Genomic DNA, 2,503 nt, shown 5'->3' on the forward strand with positions numbered 1-2,503 from the left:
GCCGGGGAGAACCTGCTGCTCGGGGTTCGCGAACTCGATGCGGAAGTCCACGGTCCCGGTGGTGGTGGAGACGCTGGAGCCGGGGGTGACGAGGGTCCCCTGCCCTTCAAGTACCGCACCCGTCTCCTGCACGAGGCGGAAGCCGATGGTGTCGCCGGGGGAGAGGCTGCCTTCCTCGATGCGCTCGCGGATCCGCATCATGCGGGCGCTCGATTCGCTCACGTCTACGTAGATGGGATCGAGGCGAGTGATGGTGGCCAGAGCCTCGCCCTGGTTCGCGGTGACGAGCTCGCCGGTCGAGACCTGGGGCACGCCGGCGCGGCCGGCGATGGGGCTGCGGAGTTCGGTCCGCTCGAGGTCCAATTGGGCGGTGGCGAGCGCGGCCTCGGCCGAAGCGAGTGCGGCCCGCGCCTGGGAGAGCGCGGCCTCGGCTGTCTCGAGGTCGGCGCGAGTGACGGCGGACCCCTCGAGGGTGCGGTAGCGCTCGACCGTCGCCTCGGCCGTCGAGACGCTGGCCTGCGCGCCGGCGACCGAGGCCTCGGCGGCGGCCACGGCAGCGGCGTAGCTCTCGTCCTCGATGCGGAAGAGGAGATCGCCGGCCTCGACGGCCTCGCCGGGACGGTAGGCAACCTCCTCGATGGCGCCGCTCACGCGCGGGCGGATGTCGGTCTCCTCGTAGGCCACGGCGCGGCCGGGGAGGGTCATCGTGTAGGGGATCTCCTCGGAGGCGAGCGCGATCACGCCGACCTCGCGCGGGCCCTGGGGCGCGCCTCCGTCGGAGCCGCCCATGGGTTGAGCCAGCGCCGCGCCGGCCCAGAGCAGCACGGTGGCGAGACCCGCCCCCCAGCGGCCGGATCGGGTCGGACCTTGTCCCGCGCGTCCGTTCGTGCCTGCCCTTGCCATCCGATGCCCTCAGCTGTTCCTCCACCCCCCTAAGGAAGGCCGTGCCGGTATATAACCCCGTATAGCGCGTTTTCCGTCGGCGCGGGCTTCGCTTTGCGGTGAACGACGGCGGGGCCGTTGGTGATGAGGCCGCCGGCCCCGGAGGCCCAGCCAGACCGAGAGAACGACCACGGGCGTAGCGGCTACCAGCGAGGAACGGTCTGGCGATCTCGACCACATGCGGGCCCTGACCTAGCGGTAAGCTCCGGTCCTGCGAGGACTGACCTGAAGGCGCGACGATCCGCCTGAATCATCCGCCGGATGCAGTTCGCCGTATTCTATTCCTTTTCTGACGAGATGATCGCCGCGGTCGGCCTCAAGCCTGTCCGGGGCGCTCCAGCGACCCTGTGAATCCTATCGTGTTGCGGCGCGCCCTGCAACGAGGAGGGACTCCGACGTCGCTCGGGGCCCGCTCTGGAGGGCTCGTCGGGGACCGGTCGTCTGGAAGGTCGGGGCTCCCTGGTCCGGAGCAGGGGCGGCTCTGCATGCCCGGATTGGAGGAGAGACCCTGCTGCCGAGCTTCGATCCAATTCGTCGGCTGGCACTCCGTAGGCCGACTGCCGCTCGGAGACCCCCGCCAGCTTCCGCTCGACCGAGGGCGCCAGCCCTCCATCGCCTCCAAGAGAGCCGCCCACGACGTGAGTAACACCAGCGATGATCACGGCCCTGGACCTGGGTCCGGGTTGCGGCTTCTGAGGTACAGGGGCTTCCTGCTTTTCGCCGTCAGCCGCGCCCCCCCGTCGCCGCATCGCAGATGCTGACCGTTGCCGTTGGCTGTAACCCTGTACATCCGGTCGGGAAACCCGCTCCACCTGGACCTCCTCGGCCTTACCCGCTTCCTTCCGGTCCTGCTCCTCTTCCTCTGGGCGGGCATGGCCGCGACCGCTATAGCCGGTCATGGATCATTGGCGTCAGCAACGTCGTCCAGGCGCTCGCGGCGGGCCTGATCGGCATTCTCCTCGCCACCTCCGTCGAGGCGACCTGGCCGGTACTCCTGCTCCTGACCCTTCATGGAGCGGCTCAGGCCTTCTTCCAACCGGCGCAGCAGGCAACCTTGCCCAACGTCGTGCCCCTGCCACTCTGGTCGCGGCTCGTGGCGGCCACGTCGAGCATCGTGAAGGTGGCGCAGCAGGGTGGGGCAACTCTCGCCGGCCTGCTGATCGCGGCAGACGAGGGCGACACCTTCTCCACCCTCTCCACCATCGCCGCCCTGTCCGCAGTGGCGGGCGTCAGCGCCGTCCTCATACGGACACCGAACCAGAGCGGCCCGTGCGGGCATTGGCGCCGGCCAGCTTCTCGGGGGCTTGCGTCATAGCCGCGACACGCCGGTCGCTTTCGGCGCCCTCACAACCGATCTGATTGCAGTACTCTTCGGCGGAGTCATGGGGCTGCTGCCGGTCCTCGCCGTGGATGTCGTAGGCGTCGGCTCCAAGGAACTTGGGCTGACGCGAGCCTTGTCGGCTTTGGGCGGACTTGGCACAGGCCTGCTCCTCGGTGCGATCCGTCGGCCGCGCAACTCCGGCACTCTGTTCTTCCTCGCACTTGCCGTCTTGGGTTGCTC

2 protein-coding genes are annotated in these 2,503 nt (G+C 69.4%); one reads left to right on the forward strand and one right to left on the reverse strand.

Going from position 1 to position 2,503, the window contains the following annotated elements; translation table 11 throughout:
- A partial coding sequence (locus AC5JLB_RS23245) for an efflux RND transporter periplasmic adaptor subunit (protein ID WP_495876204.1) occupies window positions 1-825 on the reverse strand: 825 nt, incomplete at its 3' end.
- Between the two features lie 1,014 nt (window positions 826-1,839).
- On the opposite strand from AC5JLB_RS23245, the gene AC5JLB_RS23250 reads away from it, so the two are divergent.
- Window positions 1,840-2,301, forward strand: coding sequence for a hypothetical protein (locus tag AC5JLB_RS23250; RefSeq protein WP_495876205.1), 462 nt, complete (start codon window positions 1,840-1,842; stop codon window positions 2,299-2,301).
- Window positions 2,302-2,503: the final 202 nt, after the last annotated feature.

Source organism: Myxacorys chilensis, assembly GCF_059505265.1.